The organism is Staphylococcus sp. 11511212 (assembly GCF_011394755.1).
Lineage (GTDB): Bacteria > Bacillota > Bacilli > Staphylococcales > Staphylococcaceae > Staphylococcus > Staphylococcus chromogenes.
In genome coordinates, this window is the sequence record NZ_JAANBQ010000003.1 from 218348 (window position 1) to 233780 (window position 15433).

Sequence of the window (15433 nt, forward strand, 5' to 3'; positions counted from 1 at the left end):
AATATAAATAATGATAAATTGTAAGTAAATTGGATATCAATAAGTGAGGTATAAACATGAAAATTTCAACTAAAGGTAGATACGGCCTAACTTTGATGATTGCTTTGGCAAAGCGTCATGGAACAGGATGCGTGTCACTGAAAACAATCGCAGAAGAAAATAATTTAAGCGATTTATATTTAGAACAACTTGTTGGTCCTTTAAGAAATGCTGGTCTCATTCGTAGTGTCCGAGGTGCTAAAGGAGGATATGAATTAAAAATGCCAGCAGATGAAATTACTGCCGGTGATATCATTCGTCTTTTAGAAGGACCATTAACGATTGTTGAACGCATTGAATCAGAATCACCCGCGCAACAACAATTATGGTTGAGAATGCGAGATGCAGTTAAAGATGTTCTAGATCAAACGACTTTACAATCTTTAGCAGATTATCAAGAAAATGATAAACTTGAAGGGTATATGTTTTACATTTAAGTTTTGTTTAGATACAACAATGACATTTAAATTGTATGGCATTGTTGTATTTTTTTAGGAGGAATGCAAAATGGAAAAAGTGATATTAAATGACGGATTTCAAATTGATCAACTTGGGTTTGGCACATACAAATTAAATGGTGTTAAAGGGAGCCAAGCGATTCAATCTGCCTTACAAGTAGGCTATCGCGTTCTAGATACAGCTTATAATTATGAAAATGAAGGGGCAGTTGGCAAAGCTATCGAAAAGAGTCAAATTCCCCGTGAAGACATAACTATTATCTCTAAACTACCAGGGCGTTACCAAGCCTACGATGATGTATTTCAAACTATCCAAGAAAGTATCTACCGTTTAGGGGTAGATTACATTGATGTTTATCTCATTCATTGGCCTAATCCGAAACAAGGGACTTACGAAGAAGCCTGGAAGGCAATGATTGCCGCACAAAAAGCCGGTCTCATTCGAACGATAGGTGTTTGTAATTTTTTACCTGAATACATTCACAAATTAAAGGAAGAAACAGGTGTGCTTCCAGCAATCAATCAAATAGAGCTCCATCCTTACTTTAATCAGGAAGAAATGATTCAATTCCATAAAGAGAACCAAATTTTAACGCAAGCTTGGAGTCCGATTGGGAGAGACAATGGCATTTTAGAAGATGATGTATTAAAACAGCTTGCCCAAAAATATCAAAAGTCCGTAGCGCAACTTGTTTTAAGATGGCATATTCAACGCGGCGTGATGCCTATACCGAAAGCGACAAAATATGTAAGACAGCATGAAAATATCGACATATTTGATTTTCAACTTTCAGAAGAGGACATTTCAAAAATTAATCAACTTTCAAGAAAAGATGGTCGTCGTAAGGGACAAGATCCTGCGGTTTACGAAGAATTTTAAAACTTTTCCTCTGTTACAATTATGCTCTATTTTATGTTTATTCTAAAAGGACTTGGGTATTAATAAACTATCTCGAACTAGGAGGTATTCATTGTGGATAAAAAACAAGGTGAAGAATATTTAAACAAAGCGAAAGATGCTTACGACAAGTATCAAGATAGTCAAAATAATGAAAACAAAGATGAAAAAGGCGGATTAGCAGATAAAGCTAAAGACGCATTTAACAAACTTTCTGGCGACAATAAATAAAAACTAAAATAAAAACAATGGGATGTTCTGTCCCATTGTTTTTTTATGTTGTCGTATTAATCTGTTGTATCACTTCTTGTAAATATTGATATGAGCGATGTTGAAGTTGTTCATCATAAATATAACTTACTGCCATAATTTCATTGATTTCCCCATAAAATTGAATGAAATCGTTAATTTTTTGTTTAACTGTTTTTTTATCTCCTACTAATGAATCGTTAATTCTTTGGGTAGCCATCGCTACTTCTCTCGGTGACAAAATAGTATCTAGGCTATCGACAGGGGGTTGCATTTTTTGCATACGGCCATTTAAAATGCTTGCAAATACTTGCGCTTGTGTCGTAGCAAGATACATTGCCTCATCATTTGTATCTGCGACGATTGCATTTAAACATACAATGATATAGGGTTCATCTAGATATGCCGAAGGTTCAAAGAGTTCTCTATATATCGCAAGCGCTTCTTTCATTTGTTGAGGTGCGAAATGTCCTGCAAAGACATAGGGTAAACCCTGACGTGCAGCCACATGAGCAGAATCAGTTGAGGAACCCAATACATATAAAGGCACCTTTTTATTTATTGCAGGTATCGCTTTGACATATCCTTGATTGGTTTCAGGTCCAAAATATTGTTGAAGCTGTTTTATTTCTTCTGGAAATTGATAGACTCCATCGTGTTTATCTCTTCTTAAAGCATTTGCTGTAGCCATATCAGTCCCTGGAGCACGACCTAAACCCAAATCTACACGATCTCCATATAATAAGTTTAAAGTTCCAAATTGTTCAGCAACCACAAGGGGAGCATGATTTGGAAGCATGATACCTCCTGACCCAATGCGCATTTGTTTCGTAGCGTTTAAACAATGTTGAATTAATACTACCGTCGCTGAACTGACTAAATTTGGAGCATTGTGATGTTCAGCAATCCAATATCTTTCGAAGTTTAAAGATTCTAAGTGTTGCGCGAGCGAAGTCATCTGTTGGACAGCCTCTTTTTCAGTTGACCCTTCACGTATAGGTACTAAATTTAACGCTGAATACTGTAACTGTTTTGACATGATAACACTTCCTTTAAATTCACTATATCAAAACACATCCGTAATACACATTAATGTGCTTATAATTCTAATTTTTGTAAAAATTCCTCTTTTCTATAGAAAGTGATATGCTTAAATTAAGCTTAAAACTGCATATAGATTCCTAGTGTGAGGCACTAGAAATTTAATGGTACAAGTGCTAAAATAGGAACATTGAAATTGAGAAAGGAATGTCGAATGATGGGTGTATATGCTGATTACGCTGCGACGACGCCAGTAAAGCCAGAAGTTGTAGAAGCAATGACAAATATATATCAAACACATTACGGAAACCCTTCGTCTATACATACGCAAGGCCGTGATGCTAGACGTTTTTTAGATGAAGCAAGACGTACAGTGGCGCAATGCCTTAATGCGAATCCTAACGAAATTATTTTTACAAGTGGTGCGACTGAATCTAATAATACCGCAATTAAAGGGATGGCTTATGCTAATATTTCTAAAGGAAAGCATCTGATTACAACTAAAATTGAACATCATTCTGTCTTACATGTCTTTGAATTTTTAGAATCTCAAGGATTTGAAGTGACTTACTTAAATGTAAATGAAGAGGGGCTTGTAGATTTAGATGCACTCAAAGAGGCAATGCGACCTGATACAACTTTAGTTTCAATTATGTTAGTGAACAACGAAGTAGGCACTGTCCAACAAGTTTATGATATACAGGAAATTTTGAGTGATTATTCAGCGTTATTTCATATGGATGCAGTACAAGCTATTGGTCATTTACCTGTTGATGTCAAAGATTTACAAGTAGATGCCTTAAGCTTAACAGCACATAAATTTGGTGGCCCTAAAGGAGTAGGCGCATTATATGTCAAAAATGGGACACAAATCCAATATACACAAATGGGTGGAGAACAAGAAACAAAGCGACGCGCGGGTACTGAAAATGTTGCACAGATTGTAGGCTTAGCGACTGCAATGAAGTTGGCTGAAAACAACCGAGATGAAAATCAAATTTACATTACACGTTTAAAAGAAATCTTGCTCGTCAATTTGCAAGAGCGGGCGATACCTTTTGAGTACAATGGCTCAATGATTGAAAGCTCAAATCATATTGTGAATTTATACTTTCCATTTGTAGATGTAGAAACGTTACTTACATTGTTAGATATTGCAGGAATATATGTCTCTTCTGGTTCAGCTTGTACGGCAGGATCAACAATTCCGTCTCATGTCTTATCTGCGATGTATGGAGAAGAAAATCCTAAAGTCAATCATTCAATAAGAATTAGTCTAAATGAAAATGTCACTGAAAGAGAAATTCAAACGATTGTCGTCGAACTGCAAAAAATATATTTGAAATTTAAGGAGGAATCACTTTGAGTAATGAAAACACACGTGTCGTTGTTGGAATGTCAGGAGGTGTAGACAGTTCTGTAACTGCACAATTGTTAAAAGAACAAGGTTATGACGTCATTGGGATTTTTATGAAAAACTGGGACGATACGGATGAAAACGGCGTATGTACAGCAACAGAAGATTATAATGATGTCATCACGGTATGTAATCAAATAGGAATCCCTTATTATGCTGTTAATTTTGAACAAGCCTATTGGGATAAAGTATTTACCTATTTTTTAGATGAGTACAAAAAAGGGCGCACACCTAATCCAGATGTAATGTGCAACAAAGAAATTAAATTTAAAGCCTTCTTAGAACATGCTTTAAAATTAGGTGCAGACTATGTGGCTACAGGTCATTATGCAAGAGTAAGAAGAGACGACCAAGGCCATGTGGAAATGTTACGTGGGGTGGATAATAACAAAGACCAAACGTATTTCTTAAATCAACTTACACATGCGCAATTGCAAAAAGTGATGTTTCCAATTGGTGATATAGAGAAATCACAAGTCCGTGAAATTGCAGCAAAGCATAATTTAGCCACTGCCAAAAAGAAAGATTCAACAGGAATTTGTTTTATAGGTGAACGAAATTTTAAAGACTTTTTATCTCAATACTTACCTGCACAATCGGGTGAAATGCGCACTTTGAATGGTGAGCTCAAAGGAAAACATGCGGGATTAATGTATTATACTATTGGCCAACGTCATGGTTTAGGTATTGGTGGCGATGGTGATCCTTGGTTTGTCGTAGGTAAAAATTTAAAAGAAAATGTGTTGTATGTAGAGCAAGGATTTCATCACGAAGCACTTTATAGCGACTATTTAATTGCTTCAGATGTTTCCTTTGTAAACCCTACAGACTTAGCAGAACCCCTGAAATGTACTGCAAAATTTAGATATCGTCAAAAAGATACAGGTGTTACAGTTTCACGCGTAGATGATCATTCAATCAAAGTTACGTTTGATGAACCTGTTCGAGCGATTACTCCAGGCCAAGCTGTCGTGTTTTATGATGGCGAAGTTTGTCTTGGTGGGGCAACGATTGACGACGTTTATAAACAGTCTGGTAAATTGAGTTATATTATTTAATGTGTCAAAAAAGGAGTCAAAAATGAGACAAACAGAAATACATCAATTGATTCAACAAGGTCAATTTGAGAAAGCCCTACAAGCTTGTTTTAATAACATTGAAGCACATCCTGACCAAGTGGAAAACTATATTAATTCCGGTATTTTACTTTCTGAGGCTGGAGAAATTGAAAAAGCAGAAAAATTTTTTCAACGCGCATTGACACTTAATCCTGATAATGGCGTTATTTATTACAATTTTGCCAATGTTTATTTTAACGAAGGACGTTTTCAAGAAGCCATCAAATTATATCAAACAGCGATTCAAAAAGGATTAGAAAATAAAGATATTAATTATATGATTGGAATGTCTTTCCATCAATTAGACGCAAAAAAACAAGCTTTACCGTATTTAATGAGAGCTGCAGAACTTGATAAAGATTTCAAAGACTTAGACGTACAGTTCCAATATGGATTACTATTATGTGAATTAGAAATGTTTCAAGAAGCGATGCCAATATTAAAACAAATATTGAAAAAAGATGGAAAACATGCAGACGCACAATATAATCTGACACTGGCAAAATATATGGTTAATGAAAATGTTGAAGAAGCAATACAAGGATTTTCTTTAGCAACTGAAATGGACCCAAAACATATGTTAAGCCATCACGCATTAAAAACGTTTAAAATGATTCAATCTGAAGAGGAGGCATAATCGTGGAAAACCCAACACTATTTGAGCAGTCGTATGTTAAAGGAAACATTGATGTCATTTTATTTCAAAATAACGACAATTATTACACAGTGCTCAAAGTTGAAGTTGAGGATTCTAATGAGGACTTTGATACGACGGCGACGATAGTTGGGTTTTTTCCAAATATTGTTGAAGGTGAAACTTATACGTTCAAGGGGCAAATCACTGATCACCCTAAGTATGGGAAACAACTAAAAGCTGAAACTTTCCAGAAAGTGCTTCCGCAAACGAGAGAAGCGGTAATTCAATATTTATCAAGTGAACTTTTCAAGGGCGTTGGTAAAAAAACTGCAGAATCCATTGTAGATACGTTAGGTGAAAATGCAATTCAGTCGATTCTTAAAGATGCATCTGTTCTTGAAAAGGTGCCCAAATTGTCAAAAACAAAGCAATCGCAAATCGCAGACCAAGTATTTCAAAATCAAGAAAGCGAACAAATTATGGTGCGTCTGAATGAATTAGGGTTTGGTGCAAAACTTGCGATGGATATTTACAAGTTTTATAAAAGTGATACTTTAGACATTCTCAATCAAAATCCCTACCAACTTGTTTATGATATACGAGGCGTGGGCTTTCAAAAAGCAGACCAATTGGCAAATCAAATGGGCATTTCAGAACTTCACCCCAATCGCTTAAAAGCAGGCATTCAATTTGTCGTTGAAGAAACCTGTATTAAACAGGGACACACGTACTTGCCTAAGGAAACTTTAGTGACTGAGTCATTGCAACTTCTTTCAAAAAATAGTCAGGTGCCTATCGAAACAACTTTAATTGAAGAAGTATTGACTCAGCTTGTAGAAGAAAACCGTCTCGTTGATGATCAAGAAAATATTGCAATTCCTAGCCTTTATTATTCAGAATTAAAGAGTGCTCAAAATATTTATAAAATGATGCAACAACAACTACACCTCGAAGTGTTTGATCAATCGGATATTCAGATGCATATTGGTGAAATCGAGCAAACAAATAGTGTGTCATATGCCGAGGCACAAAAAGAGGCGTTAGAAGCCGCTATGAAGCATCAAATAATGATTTTGACAGGTGGGCCTGGTACAGGTAAAACCACTGTAATAAAAGGGATTGTTTATCTGTATGCTGCTTTACACGGGATTTCTTTAGATTACGATGACTATACGGAAGAGGATTATCCTATTGTTTTAGCAGCTCCGACAGGCCGTGCTTCGAAACGATTACACGATGCGACTGGCTTGGAGGCTATGACCATTCACCGTCTTATTGGTTGGAATCAAGAAACCAAACCTGAAGATATATTGGATAATGAAATTTCTGCCAAACTTATTATTATAGATGAAATGTCAATGGTAGATACTTGGTTGTTTCACCAATTTATGGCAGCAGTTCCTAATGATGCACAAGTTGTTTTGGTAGGTGATGAAGATCAACTCCCATCTGTTGGGCCTGGGCAAGTGTTTAAAGATTTAATTGCCTCAAAAACACTCCCACGTATCAATTTAACAGAAGTTTATCGTCAGCAGGATGGTTCAAGTATCATTGCGCTTGCGCATCGTATGAAATCAGGTCAATCTGTTGATATTACTGAACGGTTTCATGATCGTTCATTTATCCCTTGTCATGTCGATCAAATACCAGAAGTGGTACGTAAAGTGGTAACAAATGCAGTTTCAAAAGGCTATGATATGTCTGATATACAAGTATTAGCTCCAATGTACCGAGGAAATGCAGGGATTCATCGATTGAATAAAGTGCTTCAAGAAATACTGAACCCTTTGGATACATCTGAGCAACGCGAAATTCAGTTTGGTGATGTCTTGTTTCGAAAAGGCGATAAGGTATTACAACTTGTCAATCGTCCGAATGACAATGTATTTAATGGCGACATCGGAGTTATTGTAGGTGTTTTTTGGGCTAAGGAAAATGCGCTAAACAAAGACGTCGTTGTCGTGGACTATGAAGGCAATGAAATTACTTATTTAAAATCAGATTTAACCGAGTTGACACATGCCTATTGCACATCAATTCATAAAGCACAAGGTTCAGAATTCCCGATAGTCATTATGCCTATTGTCAAACAATATTATAGAATGTTGCAAAAACCCATTTTATATACGGGTCTCACACGTGCGAAGCAATCATTAGTGTTTTTAGGAGACGCGGATGCATTTAATCTCGGATTAAAAACAGAAGGCCAAGTAAGATTAACTCGTGAAAAAAGCTTTTTAGAACAATACTTTTCTACAGAAGAAGTACAAAATGAAAATGTTGAACTTACAGAAGCCACTATGTTTCAAATTAATCCTATGATTAATATGGAGAATGTGACGCCTTACGATTTTTTAGAAATTGACAACGCTGAAAAGGCTTAATATAATAGACTTAATTCAATATATAACTGAGTAGATGGCTAATTCATTTCACAGAGACGTACTATTGCTGAGATGTACGAATGAATCCATTGAACGCTACTATATATTTATAACGTGAATAGCATTAAAGTGATGATAATTTTTATCATAACTAGGGTGGTACCGCGAGACATTCGTCCCTTTTGAGAGACGAATGTCTTTATTTTGTTTAGGAGTTGATTTGAGATGAAAACATTAAAAGCTAGTGAAATACGTCAAATGTTTATTGACTTTTTTGTTGAAAAAGAACATATGGTAGAACCGTCAGCACCTCTTGTGCCTATTGATGACGATTCATTATTATGGATTAATTCAGGTGTCGCAACATTAAAGAAATATTTCGATGGACGTGAAGTACCAAAAAAACCAAGAATTGTAAATGCACAAAAATCCATACGAACAAACGATATCGAAAATGTTGGGTTTACAGCGCGTCACCATACTTTTTTTGAAATGTTAGGCAACTTTTCCATTGGAGATTATTTCAAACGTGAGGCCGTTGCTTTCGCTTGGGAATTCTTAACGAGCGAAAGATGGATGGCAATGGAAACTGATCGTCTTTACGTTACAATTCATCCTGAAGACACTGAAGCCTATCAATTATGGCATGATGAAATTGGATTAAGCGAAGATCGCATTATACGTATTGAAGGTAACTTTTGGGATATTGGGGAAGGACCTTCTGGACCTAATACTGAAATTTTTTATGATCGTGGCGAAGACTATGGTAAAGATGATCCAGCTGAAGAGATGTACCCTGGTGGGGAAAATGAACGCTATTTAGAAGTATGGAATTTAGTTTTCAGTGAATATAATCATAATAAAGACCATTCTTACACACCCCTACCAAGTAAAAACATTGATACGGGCATGGGTCTTGAACGTATGGCCTCCATTTCACAAAATGTGCGTACCAATTATGAGACCGACCTATTCATGCCGATTATGAAAGAAGTTGAACAAATTTCTGGTCAACGTTATTTAGAAAATCCAACACATGATGTTGCCTTTAAAGTGATTGCCGACCACATTAGAACAATTGCTTTTGCTATATCTGATGGTGCATTACCAGCGAATGAAGGCCGAGGCTATGTCTTACGCCGTTTACTTCGTCGTGCTGTACGTTTTAGCCAAACATTAAATATTAATGAACCCTTTTTATACCGTTTAGTTGATATCGTAGCTACTATTATGGAACCTTATTATCCAAATGTTAAAGAAAACGAAGCGTTTATTGCACGTGTTGTTAAATCAGAAGAAGAACGGTTTCATGAAACTTTAGAAGAAGGGTTGACAATTTTAAATCAACTTATTGAAAAAGCAAAAGATTCAAATCGTGTAATTGACGGCTCTGATGCATTTAAACTCTATGACACTTATGGTTTTCCAATTGAATTAACAGAAGAAATCACACGTGATTCAGGTTTAACTATCGATATGGAAAGCTTTAATACTCATATGGATGCACAACGAGAACGTGCAAGAAAAGCAAGACAAAATAGTCAATCTATGCAAGTACAAAACGATGTGCTTAAGTCTATTCATACAGAAAGTATTTTTGTCGGCTATGATACATTACAATCTGAAAGTACCCTCACAGATATCCTTTTAAATGGTGAGCGTACAAATGAAGCAAACGCGGAAGAAACAATTCATTTTGTTATGGACAAGACTCCATTTTATGCTGTAAGTGGGGGACAAATTGCTGATAAAGGGACAATCACAAATGACCATTTTGAAATAGAAGTTACAGAAGTTATTAAAGCGCCTAATGGTCAACACTTGCATACAGGCTATATTAAATTTGGACAGGTAAGCGAAGGGGCACAAGTTCACGCTTCAGTTGATGCAAATGCGCGTAAAGCCATTATGAAAAATCACAGTGCAACCCACTTACTCCATGCTGCATTAAAACAAGTTCTTGGCTCACACGTTAATCAAGCAGGATCATTGGTCGACAGTCATCACTTACGTTTTGATTTTTCACACATCGCACCAATGACTAATGAAGAACTACAACTTGTAGAGCAACGCGTAAATGAAGAAATTTGGCAAAGTGTCAATGTAGAAATCAAAGAAATGGGCATTGACGATGCTAAAAAAGAAGGCGCAATGGCATTATTTGGAGAAAAATATGGTGATATTGTACGTGTCGTTGATATGGGACCTTTTTCTAAGGAACTTTGCGGGGGTACACATGTTAAAAACACTTCTGAAATAGGACTATTTAAAATCACAAGTGAATCTGGAACAGGTGCAGGCGTAAGACGTATAGAAGCTGTAACAGGTCAACAAGCCTTTTTATATTTAGAAAAATATTTAGAACGCTTTAACCAAATAAAAGACAGTGTAAAAGCCAAATCAGATGTTCAAGTTTATGAGAAAGTGACTCAACTGCAAGAACACGAAAAATCTTTACAACAAACGTTAGAACTTAAAAATAAAGAAATCAATCACTTGAAAATGGGTAATTTAGAAGATAAAGTAGAATTAATTAATGATATCCCGGTATTAATCAGTGAAGTAAATGTCGACAATGCTAAAGCCATACGCTCAACTATGGATGATTTTAAATCACGCCTACAAGAAACAGTTATCATTTTAGCAAGCGAAGTCGACGGTAAAGTTTCATTAATTGCTACTGTACCAAAATCATTGACTGGTAAAATCAAAGCAGGGGACATTATTAAAGAAATGGCGCCTATTGTAGGAGGTAAAGGTGGTGGACGCCCAGATATGGCTCAAGGTGGCGGCACTGAACCTGAAAAGATAACAACTGCATTACAATTCATTAAAGACTATATTAAAACAATATAAAAAACAGTATGTTCGTGTAAAATAAGAGTGTAATACAATATGGTTTAAGGAGTGTTTTGAGATGGAAAACTTTGACAAAACGATGAAATTCAACTATGAAGACATCCCTAAAGAAAATGTCGAATACGTATTGAATAACGTATATCACACTTTAGAGGAACGTGGATACAACGCAGTAAACCAAATTGTAGGTTATCTACTATCAGGAGACCCTGCCTATATTCCTCGTCACAATGAAGCACGAAACCAAATAAGACATATTGATCGCGATGATATTATGGAAGAACTTGTCTCTTTTTATCTAAAAAATCATCAAAAGGATTCAAATGCTTAAACATAAAATCATCGGTCTTGATGTTGGAAGTAAAACAGTAGGTGTCGCCATTAGTGATTTGATGGGATGGACAGCACAAGGTTTAGATACACTCCATATTAACGAACAGGAAAACCAGCTCGGATTGGAGAGCTTGATTCAAATTATTCAAAAAGAAAACGTCGGAACTGTTGTAATCGGTTTACCTAAAAATATGAATAATTCTATTGGATTTCGCGGTGAAGCTTCTATTAAATATAAAGAAGCCCTTCAACAAGCGTTACCTTCACTTGAAATTATCATGTGGGATGAAAGACTAAGTACAATGGCAGCAGAAAGATCGCTTTTAGAAGCTGACGTCTCAAGAGCAAAACGTAGAAAAGTCATTGACAAAATGGCCGCAGTATTTATCTTACAAGGATATTTAGATTCTTTAAATTAAGGAGAGCGCATATTATGACAAATGAAAAAAACCACGAAATTGAGATTAAAAATGACGAGGAGTTACTTACTCTTTTCGATGAAGAAGGTAACGAAGTCTTATATCGTAAAATGCTTGAATTTTATCACCCTGGATTTGATAAAAACTATGTTATTCTTGCTGAAGAAGGCGCACAAGCTGACGATGAGGATTTAATCGAATTAATTCCTATGATTAACCAACCCGATGAGACAGGCGAAGGTGGAAAATTTTTACCTGTTGAAACAGATGAAGAATGGGATATGATTGAAGAAGTCGTAAACACAAATCTTGATGAAGTTGAAGAATAACAAAGTGCATGTATATGACAAACTAAGAAGCTAGGGCGAAGGTCCTAGCTTCTTATATGTCAAAAATGCTTGTATTAGAGGTTACTAACCCAAGATTTTCTTTAGCGAATTGAATTAAAATGCCACTTAATCAAAATTTTTGAAGATGAAGATATAAGAGTTGTTTTATGAATACTAAATGCATTTACATGAAAATCGTTGTTAAAAAATATTATGACTTATGGTATAATTCTAAGAAGTATTTTCAAGAATAGATAATAGTTACACACTTTTCGATTCTTTTTAAAACAAACCTACAATTATAATGGCATTGAGCAAATCAGTCAAAATGACTGGTTTATTTTTTGATGTATTCCTATAAAAGAAAAGGATGAACGTAAATGCAAGATCAAAATCTGCACTATTTTTTAAGTATTCAATCTCATGATACGCCCTTGAATACATTGCGAACTTATGCAGAAGAACACCAAGTGCCCATCATAGACCAGCTATCATTAGATTTAATTTTGCAATTAATCCGATTAAAAAAACCTAAAAATATATTAGAGATTGGTAGCGCAATAGGATACAGTAGTATGCATTTCGCATCTATTGATCCTTCCATTCATGTTACAACTATAGAGCGTAATGAAGAAATGATTCAATTAGCACGAGAAAACTTTAATCAATTTGGTTATGAATCTCAAATTCGCTTAATTGAACAAGACGCTCTACAAGCATATCACGCCGTTAATGATAGACAATATGATATGATTTTTATCGACGCTGCGAAAGCACAATCTCAAAAATTCTTTGAACTTTATCAAGATTTATTACCAGAAGGTGGCGTCATTATTACTGATAATGTGCTTTATCACGGGTTTGTAGCAAATATTGATATTGTAAAAAGTAGAAATGTGAAGCAGATGGTAAAAAAGGTTAAGAAATTTAATGAATGGCTTGTCCAACAAAATCATTTTTCAACTAATTTTATAAATATGGATGATGGATTAGCTATTTCTATAAAGGAGTATTCAAATGACTGAGTTATTAGTGACACCTAAGTCATTAAACCATATAGATACTTTAATTGATAAAGGCGCTGATGCTTTTGTTATCGGAGAGGAGAAATTTGGTTTAAGATTAGCAGGTGAATTTAATCGCGAAGCTTTAATAGAAGCAACACATAAAATCCAGGCAGCAGGTAAAAAAGTTTATGTAGCTGTCAATGGAATCTTTCATAATTATCATATTCCTGCATTAGAGGAGTATATACAATTTTTACATGAAATTCGTGTAGATCGTATCATCTTTGGTGACCCTGCTGTCGTGATGTTAGCGAAACAACAACCCGATCCAATACCATTACATTGGAATGCTGAAACCCTCGTAACCAACCATTTTCAATGTAATTATTGGGGCAAAAAGGGCGCATCACGAGCTGTCCTAGCACGAGAATTAAGTTTAGAAGAAATATTAAGCATTAAAGAAAATAGCAACGTAGAGATAGAAGTGCAAGTTCATGGTATGACGTGTATGTTCCAGTCAAAAAGAATGTTGTTAGGTAATTATTATACTTTCCAAGAAAGACAAATGAAGATTGAACGACCTCACGATAAGTCAGAAACACAATTATTATTGTACGATGAAGAACGTGACAATAAATACCCTGTGTTTGAAGATTATAACGGTACACATATTATGTCACCAAATGATATTTGTTTGATAGAAGAACTTGAACCTTTATTTGAAGCAGGGATTGATAGTTTTAAAATTGATGGTGTATTACACACTGAAGATTACATCAATGTTGTCACTGAACAATATCGTAAAGCTATTGATTTATTTGATGCATCTCCAGAAGATTACGAAGATGAAAAATTTATGCTCGTTGATGCTATTGAAGAAATTCAACCTGAGCACCGTCCGTTCGACGAAGGATTTTTCTATAAACAAACGGTTTACTAAATGTATTTGTAATAATAAAAAAATAGGAGAGATGATGATGAAGGTCATGGAGGCGACTCAGCCTAAAACAATGCCTAAAATAAAAAAACCAGAACTTCTTGCCCCCGCAGGCAACTTAGAAAAGCTTAAAATTGCCATTCATTATGGTGCTGACGCGGTATTTATTGGGGGTCAGGAATATGGTTTACGCTCAAATGCAGATAACTTTACAATCGATGAAATTAAAGAAGGCGTCGATTTTGCAAATCAATACGGCGCTAAAGTATACATTACGACTAATATCATTGCACATGATGAAAACATTGAAGGATTAGATACTTATCTTAAACAATTAGAATCTACAGGTGCCACAGGTATTATCGTCGCTGATCCACTTATTATTGAAACTTGTAAAAAAGTTGCTCCCAAGTTAGAAATTCATTTATCGACGCAGCAATCATTAAGTAACTATAAAGCGGTCGAATATTGGAAAGAAGAGGGCCTTGATCGCGTTGTTTTAGCACGTGAAACAGGTGCGATGGAAATGCAAGAAATTAAGGATAAAGTAGATATTGAAATTGAAGCTTTCATACATGGTGCCATGTGTATTGCTTATTCAGGTCGTTGCACACTAAGTAATCATATGACAGCACGTGACTCTAACCGTGGAGGTTGTTGTCAAAGTTGTCGTTGGGATTATGATTTACTTACTGTAGATAATGATGGAGAATTAGACTTATATTTTGAAGATGGTCAATCCGTCCCATTTGCTATGAGCCCAAGGGATTTAAAATTGATAGAATCTATTCCTAATATGATGGATTTAGGCATCGATTCTTTAAAAATCGAAGGCCGTATGAAATCTATTCATTATATTGCAACTGTTGTATCTGTTTATCGTAAAGTTATCGATGCGTATGCTGCTGACCCAGATAATTTTAAAATCAACCCTGAATGGCTTATTGAATTAGATAAATGTGCCAATAGAGACACTGCTCCAGCCTTTTTTAAAGGAACACCTGGATATGAAGAGCAAATGTTTGGTAACGAATCCTCTAAAAAATCACCGTTTGATTTTATTGGCCTTGTATTAGCATATGATGAAGATACGCAAATAGCGACAATACAACAACGTAATCATTTTAAACCAGGACAAGAAGTTGAATTTTTTGGGCCTGAAATTGAAACGTTTAAACAAGTGATTGATGTTATTTATGATGAAGAAGGTAACGAACTTGATGCAGCGCGTCATCCACTTCAAATTGTGCAAATTAAAGTTAAACAGCCAATATATCCTAACAACATGATGCGAAAGGAAGTATAAAG

The 15433-nt window shown here is 35.4% G+C and carries 15 protein-coding genes; 14 read left to right on the forward strand and 1 reads right to left on the reverse strand.

All coding sequences use genetic code 11. The features are described from left to right. Window positions 1-56 precede the first annotated feature (56 nt). The 3 genes from cymR (at window position 57) to G8Y84_RS02480 (ending at window position 1626) form a co-directional block, all read left to right on the forward strand. Complete coding sequence (gene cymR / locus G8Y84_RS02470) at window positions 57-476, forward strand: cysteine metabolism transcriptional regulator CymR (protein ID WP_037574180.1); 420 nt, start codon at window positions 57-59, stop codon at window positions 474-476. A gap of 70 nt (window positions 477-546) precedes the next feature. After that, window positions 547-1377, forward strand: a complete 831-nt coding sequence (locus G8Y84_RS02475; protein ID WP_037574178.1) for an aldo/keto reductase — start codon at window positions 547-549, stop codon at window positions 1375-1377. Between the two features lie 93 nt (window positions 1378-1470). Further along, window positions 1471-1626, forward strand: coding sequence for a hypothetical protein (locus tag G8Y84_RS02480; protein WP_165806095.1), 156 nt, complete (start codon window positions 1471-1473; stop codon window positions 1624-1626). Between the two features lie 43 nt (window positions 1627-1669). Here the strand turns inward: G8Y84_RS02480 and G8Y84_RS02485 are convergent, their stop codons facing one another. Further along, window positions 1670-2683 carry an LLM class flavin-dependent oxidoreductase gene (locus G8Y84_RS02485; RefSeq protein ID WP_037574175.1) on the reverse strand — a complete coding sequence of 338 codons (1014 nt, stop codon included), beginning with the start codon at window positions 2681-2683 and terminating at the stop codon, window positions 1670-1672. Between the two features lie 219 nt (window positions 2684-2902). Here G8Y84_RS02485 and G8Y84_RS02490 point away from each other — a divergent pair, with 219 nt between their 5' ends. The 11 genes from G8Y84_RS02490 (at window position 2903) to G8Y84_RS02540 (ending at window position 15431) form a co-directional block, all read left to right on the forward strand. Then, a complete protein-coding gene (locus G8Y84_RS02490) occupies window positions 2903-4051 on the forward strand; it encodes a cysteine desulfurase family protein (RefSeq protein ID WP_037574172.1) in 1149 nt (382 codons plus the stop codon). After that, window positions 4048-5160 carry a tRNA 2-thiouridine(34) synthase MnmA gene (gene mnmA, locus G8Y84_RS02495; protein ID WP_037574167.1) on the forward strand — a complete coding sequence of 371 codons (1113 nt, stop codon included), beginning with the start codon at window positions 4048-4050 and terminating at the stop codon, window positions 5158-5160. Before G8Y84_RS02490 ends, mnmA begins: the two co-directional genes overlap by 4 nt. A gap of 22 nt (window positions 5161-5182) precedes the next feature. Further along, window positions 5183-5857: a tetratricopeptide repeat protein gene (locus G8Y84_RS02500; RefSeq protein ID WP_037574164.1), complete on the forward strand. Its 675-nt coding sequence runs from the start codon at window positions 5183-5185 to the stop codon at window positions 5855-5857. Between the two features lie 2 nt (window positions 5858-5859). Then, window positions 5860-8241, forward strand: coding sequence for an SF1B family DNA helicase RecD2 (gene recD2 / locus G8Y84_RS02505; protein ID WP_037574162.1), 2382 nt, complete (start codon window positions 5860-5862; stop codon window positions 8239-8241). A gap of 225 nt (window positions 8242-8466) precedes the next feature. Beyond that, the gene (gene alaS, locus G8Y84_RS02510) at window positions 8467-11097 is read left to right on the forward strand and encodes an alanine--tRNA ligase (protein ID WP_037574159.1); all 2631 of its coding nucleotides are present in this window, start codon (window positions 8467-8469) and stop codon (window positions 11095-11097) included. A gap of 61 nt (window positions 11098-11158) precedes the next feature. Then, window positions 11159-11431: an IreB family regulatory phosphoprotein gene (locus G8Y84_RS02515; protein ID WP_037574156.1), complete on the forward strand. Its 273-nt coding sequence runs from the start codon at window positions 11159-11161 to the stop codon at window positions 11429-11431. Next, window positions 11424-11852: a Holliday junction resolvase RuvX gene (gene ruvX / locus G8Y84_RS02520; protein WP_037574153.1), complete on the forward strand. Its 429-nt coding sequence runs from the start codon at window positions 11424-11426 to the stop codon at window positions 11850-11852. Before G8Y84_RS02515 ends, ruvX begins: the two co-directional genes overlap by 8 nt. Window positions 11853-11866: 14 nt before the next feature. Then, entirely contained in the window at window positions 11867-12181 is a 315-nt protein-coding gene (locus G8Y84_RS02525; RefSeq protein ID WP_037574148.1) for a DUF1292 domain-containing protein, read from the forward strand. A gap of 380 nt (window positions 12182-12561) precedes the next feature. Continuing rightward, window positions 12562-13206 carry an O-methyltransferase gene (locus G8Y84_RS02530; RefSeq protein WP_037574145.1) on the forward strand — a complete coding sequence of 215 codons (645 nt, stop codon included), beginning with the start codon at window positions 12562-12564 and terminating at the stop codon, window positions 13204-13206. Next, window positions 13199-14128, forward strand: a complete 930-nt coding sequence (locus tag G8Y84_RS02535; protein ID WP_037574142.1) for a peptidase U32 family protein — start codon at window positions 13199-13201, stop codon at window positions 14126-14128. Before G8Y84_RS02530 ends, G8Y84_RS02535 begins: the two co-directional genes overlap by 8 nt. Window positions 14129-14165: 37 nt before the next feature. Beyond that, window positions 14166-15431, forward strand: coding sequence for a peptidase U32 family protein (locus tag G8Y84_RS02540; protein WP_037574139.1), 1266 nt, complete (start codon window positions 14166-14168; stop codon window positions 15429-15431). The last annotated feature ends 2 nt before the right edge of the window (window positions 15432-15433 follow it).

What these genes read in the sequence shown, in the direction of transcription:
- G8Y84_RS02540 (WP_037574139.1), top strand. Translation starts at nt 14,166, where the DNA reads ATGAAGGTCATGGAGGCGACTCAGCCTAAAACAATGCCTAAAATAAAA.
- G8Y84_RS02515 (WP_037574156.1), top strand. Translation starts at nt 11,159, where the DNA reads ATGGAAAACTTTGACAAAACGATGAAATTCAACTATGAAGACATCCCT.
- G8Y84_RS02500 (WP_037574164.1), top strand. Translation starts at nt 5,183, where the DNA reads ATGAGACAAACAGAAATACATCAATTGATTCAACAAGGTCAATTTGAG.
- G8Y84_RS02490 (WP_037574172.1), top strand. Translation starts at nt 2,903, where the DNA reads ATGGGTGTATATGCTGATTACGCTGCGACGACGCCAGTAAAGCCAGAA.
- ruvX (WP_037574153.1), top strand. Translation starts at nt 11,424, where the DNA reads ATGCTTAAACATAAAATCATCGGTCTTGATGTTGGAAGTAAAACAGTA.
- G8Y84_RS02485 (WP_037574175.1), bottom strand. Translation starts at nt 2,683, where the DNA reads ATGTCAAAACAGTTACAGTATTCAGCGTTAAATTTAGTACCTATACGT.
- G8Y84_RS02475 (WP_037574178.1), top strand. Translation starts at nt 547, where the DNA reads ATGGAAAAAGTGATATTAAATGACGGATTTCAAATTGATCAACTTGGG.
- G8Y84_RS02535 (WP_037574142.1), top strand. Translation starts at nt 13,199, where the DNA reads ATGACTGAGTTATTAGTGACACCTAAGTCATTAAACCATATAGATACT.
- G8Y84_RS02525 (WP_037574148.1), top strand. Translation starts at nt 11,867, where the DNA reads ATGACAAATGAAAAAAACCACGAAATTGAGATTAAAAATGACGAGGAG.
- G8Y84_RS02530 (WP_037574145.1), top strand. Translation starts at nt 12,562, where the DNA reads ATGCAAGATCAAAATCTGCACTATTTTTTAAGTATTCAATCTCATGAT.
- alaS (WP_037574159.1), top strand. Translation starts at nt 8,467, where the DNA reads ATGAAAACATTAAAAGCTAGTGAAATACGTCAAATGTTTATTGACTTT.
- cymR (WP_037574180.1), top strand. Translation starts at nt 57, where the DNA reads ATGAAAATTTCAACTAAAGGTAGATACGGCCTAACTTTGATGATTGCT.